Origin of the sequence: Candidatus Anoxymicrobium japonicum (assembly GCA_002843005.1) — a bacterium.
Lineage (GTDB): Bacteria > Actinomycetota > Geothermincolia > Fen-727 > Anoxymicrobiaceae > Anoxymicrobium > Anoxymicrobium japonicum.
The window spans coordinates 1-7,465 of the sequence record PHEX01000074.1 but is presented as its reverse complement, the minus strand read 5'-3'; the positions used below and the strand labels follow the sequence as shown (position 1 = coordinate 7,465).

The window sequence follows — 7,465 nt, the reverse complement described above, 5'->3', positions numbered from 1 at the left end:
GTCAGTCACAGTGGTGCTGTTTACGGTTATGCCCGCTCCGAAATTTGCGACAGAAACCCCGTTCGCAAACGACGTGTCCGTCCCCACGATGGCTACGTTCATAGTCTGGCCCTGCGCGCCGGAGATCGGGAGCACAGAGGCAATCTTGGCGTCCCTGACGGTGAAGCCCGCCAGGAGGGGATCCGGCGTCTCTCCGCCGGTCACCACGTTCACGTCTCTCGTTCCAACTGCCGCGCCCGCCGCGATGGTGATGTTTGCCGTGGCGTGTGTGGCGTCGGTGACTGTTGTTGAGTTGACTGTTATGCCCGCTCCGAAGGAAGCGACTGAGACGCCGTTCGCAAACGACGTGTCAGTCCCCACGATGGCTACGTTCATGGTCTGTCCCTGCGCGCCGGAGATCGGGAGCACAGAAGTGATCCGGGGATCCATGACCGTAAACGTAAGCGAGTTCGACACCGCGCAGGTGCTGGCAACAACAATATCAACAATGCCGGAAATGCCGTTCGGCACAACCACGTCGATAGCAGTATCCGACCACGATGTAGTCGTAGCGACAACGCCGCCAAACGTCACGTTACCGGCAGTGGAATGGAAGCCGGTGCCTGTAAGGGAAACAACAGCGCCGATCTGCCCGGAAGTCGGGTTGCGCGTGGATAAGACCGCGGGTACGAAGTGCCAGTCCAGAATCGCCGCCCACTCCCCGACTACATGGCAGTAACTCCCCGCAACGGAGATGCTACGGAGGTTGTTCGTCGTCTCTACATACACGGTACGCCAGGTCGCGCCGCCGTCGCTGGTCCGAAGAATCGTTCCCGTATCCCCGACCGCCCAGGCTACCGTGCTGATGGGCCCACCGGAAATGCTGTTGAGTTTACTGGTAGTCCCAGATGCCTGCGCGCTCCAGTTCGTCCCGCCATTGATAGTCTTAAGTATCACACCGCCGGCGCCTACCGCCCAGACAATATTCGAATCATAGGCATAGATGCCTTTCAGGTCGCTGGTAGTCCCCGACGTCTGCGCGCTCCAGTTCGTCCCGCCGTCGGTGGTCTTAAGGATAATGCCGCCATCCGCAACAACCCAGGCCGTGTTAGCATCAACCTTGCATACCCCGTTTATGTTATTGGAAATGCCAGATGTCTGAGTCGCCCAGTTTGTCCCGCCGTTCGTCGTATAGCGAATGACCCCGCCGTAACCTACAGCCCACGCGATGTTGGCATTGACCGCCGAGACTCCGGTCAACATGTTGCTGATATTGGATGTCTGCGCGTCCCAGTTAACACCCGCGTTTGTCGTCTTCAATATTACGCCGCTGGCCCCGACAGCCCAGGCGGTACTGGCATCGGCAGCGGAAACGGAGTAGAGATCACTGCTGACGCCTGATGTCTGTAAGCTCCAGTTGACGCCTCCGTCCGAGGTATGGATGATGCAGCCGGTATCACCTACCCCGAATGAGTTGTTCTGGTCGTACCTCGACACTCCATAAATGTGTTTGTGAGTTATGGACGCACTCGCGTCGGTCCAGGTGACCCCTAGATCGCCAGACTTGATTCTCAACCCACCCTCGCCGAGCGCCCAGGTGCTGTTCGCGTTCTGCGAAACGATTGAGTAAACGTCGTTGGTGCAGGTCTCACCCCCAATTGTCACAGTGTGAGGTGTCCAGACCCCTCCGCTCCAGGTGAGAGTGATGCCGTTGTTCGCGCACGCAACGGCCTTCGCGGCGGAATAGTAGTGTACACCGTTGATCGTCTCAGCCGTGTTGGTGGCAGTCGTGGCGGTCCAGGTCGTTCCCTTGTTGCTCGTGACCACCGCAGTAGCCCACTGTGGGTTAGTGCCTTTCTCGCCTGCCGCCAGGACGTTGGAAGCGTCCCTTGCCGAAACAGCGTGCAGGTTATTGGTCGTTCCGGATGTCTGTGTGGACCAGACTTCCCCGTTGAAACGGATTATCGTGCCGTTGTTGCCGACCGCCCATGCGTTCGTCTGGTATGTGGTGATGGCGAGAAGGTCGTTCGTCGTTATCGTCTGGCTCTGGGGATCCGGAGCCCAGGTCGTGCCGCTATCAACGGAACGCTGTATTACGCCCCCCGCTCCGACGGCGAATATTATGCTGGAAGTTCCCCCTATACCGTAGAGGTTTGCCGCCGTGAGAGACGTCAACTTGGACCAGACGCCGTTGACGCATTTGAGGATGGTGCCCTGCTCGCCGCACGCAAGGTCAGTGCTACTGTTTAACGTCCATATATCACGCAGGTGCGTACTTACCCCGGTGGACTCGTCCGTCCACGTGCTACCACCGTCGGAGGTCGAGCACGCATAGCCGAACTGCCCCACCCCGCGGACGCTCACAGCGCTACGGTTGATGTGAGCGTAAAGGATGGACCCATGAGGCAGCGGGTTCTGCCACGTAAAATAACAGCTCCCACACTCAGCCGCCTGCGCCACTGGCGCTACGACTATCGACAGCGAAGTGACAACTATTATCAGCGCCGTTGCGGTAGCGATGATTCTCTGCCACGCATTTGTTTTCAATCTATATCTCTCATTCGGCTTGAGCAAGCGAATGCCTGGCTACAATGTATTAAACGGAATCCCACTGGTAAAAGATAAGTGTTCGTAAAACAAAGGAACAAACCGTCAATATTGAGCAACGAACTGCTTAAATTCAGGAACGAAAATATAAGGCCGCGTTGCCCTGGTGGGCCTTTAAGTTCACGTCAGATGCCCGGGCGCTATACCGGGCGCTCCTTGACGGACGGAAGGCATGACTCGCCAACCTTTAGATTGGCATCCGCGACCATGATTACCGGCTTGTTCTGCGCATTCAAACGCAACCGGTATCTGGATAGTTGCATTCAATCACGTTGCCAGGTTACTCTCGCGAAGGCGTCCTTTTTCTGCCACTTTATTTCAAGCGTTCCTTTGAACGCCTTCTCGACTTCCTTGCCCATCCGTTCCGCGAGGTGCTCATCGGTGGTCTCTATAGCGATGTTGCCATTCTCCCGTGTGATATTCAGCACGCGGGCAACCACGTTGCGCCTGCGTCCCTCGCGCGCAACCCTGCTCAGCAGGTTGTTGATCTCCTCTGAGTGAGAAGCAAGAAATTTCCCCTTGAGAATCACCACTCCCTCGACCTGACGCTTCTCTATGCGCGCGTCTCCAGGACAGAGCTCTGCGCACCGCTGTTTCTTCGCAAACCTGGCAAGCAGTTCTTTTCCGGGCTCAGGCGTCCAGCGGTCACCGTCCCATATCGCGCCACATTTCGGGCAAATTTTCATCCGCCAATCTCCCTTCAGGTCTCGTTCGTGTACACTCGCGGGACACGTAAGCTTATCGCGCAAACAATCTCGTAATTGATAGTTCCCGTCTTTTGGGCGACTTCCTCGGCAGTGATGCGTTCAGAACCGTCAGCCCCGATGAGGACAAACGGTGTCCCGGGCTCGACCGGCTCGTCACCGAGATCGACCATGCACGTGTCCATGCATATCGTCCCGACAATTGGCTTCCTCGCGCCGGCTATCAACACATCGGCGTTCTTGCACAGGCGCCTCGAGACGCCGTCCGCGTATCCCACGGGCAACGTGGCAATATAAGAATTCTCCGTGGGAGCGTACGTCAGGCCATAGCTGATGCCCTCCCCCGCCGCGACCCGCTTCACAAAAGCGATCTCACCGGCGAGGGTAAGCGCCGGCTCGAGCTCGTTGACACCCGCGAACGCCACAGACGGCAAAAGCCCCAGCATCGCGATCCCGACCCTCACCATGTCATAGTGACTCTCTGGAAACGCTAGAACTCCCGCGCTGTTGGCGGCGTGCTTGAGCAACCCGCGACCCAGGGCAAACTCCACGTCCTTGAAAGCCTTCTCGAAAACGTCCAGTTGATGAACGGTGAAAGGATCTTCAAGATCTGTCGCGAGGGCCAGGTGCGTATATATCCCTTTGACCTCGACATTCGGCATGGCGTCCACGAGCGAGGCAAACTTGCGGATATCAGATGGATTTACCCCGACCCTGTGCATGCCCGAGTCAACTTTGACGTGCACATGAGCCATCTTGCCCATAGCGCGCGCGGCCTGCGACAGCGCTCGCGCAAGCTCCTTGGTGTAAACGGAGCACGTAACGTCCAACTCCACCACCCTCGCGGCGGCAGCCGGCGGCGGCTCGAAAAGCAGGTAAATGGGGCAATCGAAACCGGCGCGCCGTAGCCTGTCGGCCTCCTCGACGAGCGCGACGCCCAGGCAATCAGCCCCCGCGGCAATTGCCGCGCGCGCGACCTGCGCGTCACCGTGCCCGTACGCGTTCGCTTTGACAACAGCCATAAAAAGACAACCGGGCGGGGTCAATCCCTTGAGGAACCGGACGTTGTGCCGGACGCAACCGAGATCCACCTTCGCCCACAGGGGCCGGATATTATCAACCGAAGATGTCACCTCGTGATGAACCGCTGGCGTTCCCGCCGAAGAATCAGCCACGCTACTCCTCCGTTCCCTCCACTGGCATGTCTTTGCTTATCAACCTGACAATGTCGGCCATGGTAATCATGCCAACCAGGCGCCCGTCCTTGACGACGGGAAAGCGCTTGAGCGACTTATGAGACATCATGGTCGCCACGCGCTCGATACTGTCAGAGGCATCGACAGTCACGACGTTCTCGGTCATGACCTCGTCGGCGGTCGCCGCGACAGCCTTTCGGAACTTCTCCTCGAAGCAGTGCAAGCTCCCGGGAGCAAAAACATACCCCGAGAGAAAACTCACAAACGAAGGAAACCTGACCTCTGTATCCTGCACTATGAGATCACTCTCCGTCACGATGCCCAACAGGTTTTCATCCGCGTCCACTACCGGAAGCCCTCCTATCGACCTGTCTATCATGATCTTCGCCACGTCGGTAACGCTCATCTCCGGCGTTACTGTTATGACATCCGGCGTCATCACCTGTTCTACCAGCATCTTTTTCACTAAAAACCACCCCTTTTCAAGAAAGCCCGCGAAGCGCGAGCGGCAAATGCCTTATCACGTCGCCAGCGGTCATGCCCGTCATTCCTTCCATTTGAGCCACGAGGTCGCCTGAGTACCCGTGGAAGTACGCTGCTGCCCGAGCGGCGTCAAACGGCCCAAGCCCCTGGGCGAGAAACGACGCTACGCAGCCTGTCAGGACATCGCCCGTCCCGGCGGTCGCCATCCCGGCGTTGCCGGTCGGATTGATAAAGACGTCTCCCCCGGGCCCGGCGATTACCGTGCCAGCTCCTTTCAACACCACCACCGCCCCCCAATCCCCGGCCGCGCGCCGGGCAACCTCTATCCTGTCCGCTTGCACGCAGGCTGTATCCACGTTGAGAAGCCTCGCCATCTCTCCCGGGTGCGGCGTGACAACGAGCGCCACAGCGCGATCGCGGAAAATCTCTGTCGCGCCCGCCATCGCGTTGAGCCCATCCGCGTCCAGCACAAGTGGCGCCTTGATGCCCGCGACCAGCCGTCTGATCATGTCCACGGTCTCGGGGGCTGTCCCGGCGCCTGGGCCAAGCGCCACGGCGTCAAACGCGCTGCTGTGCTCGAGCAGTTCATCCGCGGCCTGGACGGCAAACGTCCTGCCATCCGTCTGGGATACCGCGACTGTCATGACCTCGGTAAGCTTGATCTCCAGGATGTCCGAGAGGCCCTCCGGCACCGCCAGCGTCACCACTCCCGCGCCCGCGCGCAATGCCGCTTGCGCGCACATAGCGGCGGCGCCTGTCATGCCGGGCGAGCCGCCGATGACCAGCGCACTGCCGGAGATGCCTTTGTGGCCTTCCGGCGCCCGCGATGGCAAGAGCGCGTCCGCGTCTTCCTCGGTCATGAGAAACGTGCACGTTTCTGGTATCGCGTTCAACAACGCATCCGGTATCCCGATATCGACTACATCCATCATCCCAACGTGCCCGGCGCCGGGAAACTGCACCAGTCCAACTTTGGCCGCCGCGAACGCGACCGTCCTTTTAGCGATCACGGCCGGCCCACTGACAACTCCTGTATCACCCGCGACACCACTCGGAATATCGACCGCCAGCACCGGACGTCCCGAATCGTTCATAGCCTCGATGGCCGCGGCATGGATGCCCGATGCGACGCCTGAGAAGCCCGTGCCGAAAAGCGCGTCCACCAACAGATCGAAAGCCGGAGCGTCGCGCCTCAATTCGGAAGCGTCAGGCGTATCGGAAAGCCACCTGACAACAACAGGCGTATCGGATAGCCTTTCCATGTTCGCGCGTGAATCGTCAGAGAGCTCTTCCGGCGCGCTCGATGCGACCATGTAAACAACCGTATCAAAAGCCGCGGAAAGGCGCCTCGCCGCCACAAGGCCGTCTCCTCCGTTATTTCCCTTCCCACAGATTATTGCCACTCGCCGCCCACCGGCGCCTGTCAGCATATCTCTGGCCGCGCGCGCCACCGCATCTCCTGCCCGCTCCATGAGCTCATAAGCGGGTATCTTTTCCTGCTCGATGGCAGCCCTGTCTATGCGCGCCATCTCTGAAGGCAAGAGCACTCTCAATTTATCTCACTTCCCACGAGAAACGCTCTCCGCTCAACCACTGACTCATGAAAAACGCGGATACCAGCAGTGCAACTCCAGTCACAAGCAACACTGGCACGGCGTACACGAGCGACGGCAACAGGGCTGTCAGCTCGACAGGCACATTCTTTTGCGGCGCCACGAGCAGTACGCACACGCACAAGTAGAGAATGCCAACGCTTCCCATGATAACGCCCGCGAGCCGCGCGGCTCTATCCCTGCTCTCATGATGGGGCAACCTGGATGCGAAAAACAAACCGACACAGAACAGAGCGAAGCCGGTTATTATCCTCGCGGAATTCGTGTAGAAAAGGGCGCCGAACCAGTAGCCGACACACTTCACGACACACTTCAGTCCAAAATTCTTAGAGAAAGCAAGTACAATTCTCCCCATACCTTTGGTCTGGTTAGCCATCTCAAACACGCATACTATCAGAATCCCAGCCCCAAATATCATAAAAACGCGCTCGAGAAACGAATTGGCGTCCCGTCTCTCCAGGTCGCCAGCGGCAACAGTTCCACACGATTCGCGGCTCTCAAAAGAAGCATTCGAGATGCGTTCAGGTCCCGTTGATGCCTGCGACGCCTCGACGAGCGCTATGCCGCACACATGGCATTCTTCACACCCGCACATCTGTTCTCGTCCACATTTCGGGCAGTAAGCCAAAAAACATCAGTTCCCGGATCCTATTACCGTGACGTATTACAATAACAAATAGGTTCAGGTCTTTTTCTTTACTTAGAAAGTGACACAGGCATTCTTGCCTGTGGAAGGTGACGTCACAGACAGGAATGTCTCTGTGCTACACCCCCCAAACATCCCCCCCCCAGCAAAGCGAGGGGTGTTTTCTTCGACCGACTTCGAGTCCGCGAGCGGAGGGCGAAGAAGACACCCCGAGCGCCCCCTCTTCCCGCATATTTT

6 protein-coding genes are annotated in these 7,465 nt (G+C 58.4%); all 6 read right to left on the bottom strand.

The features are described 5' to 3' along the window. Positions 1-2,526 (bottom strand): hypothetical protein (locus CVT63_07195; GenBank protein ID PKQ27594.1); only part of this gene is annotated, 2,526 nt, incomplete at its 3' end. A 323-nt stretch (positions 2,527-2,849) separates the two neighbouring features. Beyond that, complete coding sequence (locus tag CVT63_07190) at positions 2,850-3,272, bottom strand: hypothetical protein (GenBank protein PKQ27593.1); 423 nt, start codon at positions 3,270-3,272, stop codon at positions 2,850-2,852. A 14-nt stretch (positions 3,273-3,286) separates the two neighbouring features. Next, on the bottom strand, positions 3,287-4,423 hold the full coding sequence (alr, locus tag CVT63_07185; protein ID PKQ27595.1) for an alanine racemase: 1,137 nt from the start codon (positions 4,421-4,423) through the stop codon (positions 3,287-3,289). Positions 4,424-4,466: 43 nt separating this feature from the next. Continuing rightward, positions 4,467-4,952: a hypothetical protein gene (locus CVT63_07180; protein PKQ27592.1), complete on the bottom strand. Its 486-nt coding sequence runs from the start codon at positions 4,950-4,952 to the stop codon at positions 4,467-4,469. Between the two features lie 16 nt (positions 4,953-4,968). Beyond that, the gene (locus CVT63_07175; protein ID PKQ27591.1) at positions 4,969-6,522 is read right to left on the bottom strand and encodes a bifunctional ADP-dependent NAD(P)H-hydrate dehydratase/NAD(P)H-hydrate epimerase; all 1,554 of its coding nucleotides are present in this window, start codon (positions 6,520-6,522) and stop codon (positions 4,969-4,971) included. Between the two features lies 1 nt (position 6,523). Beyond that, entirely contained in the window at positions 6,524-7,153 is a 630-nt protein-coding gene (locus CVT63_07170) for a hypothetical protein (GenBank protein PKQ27590.1), read from the bottom strand. Positions 7,154-7,465 lie beyond the last annotated feature (312 nt).

Coding starts and splice junctions, on each gene's coding strand:
- CVT63_07190 (PKQ27593.1), bottom strand. CDS start 3,272: ATGAAAATTTGCCCGAAATGTGGCGCGATATGGGACGGTGACCGCTGG.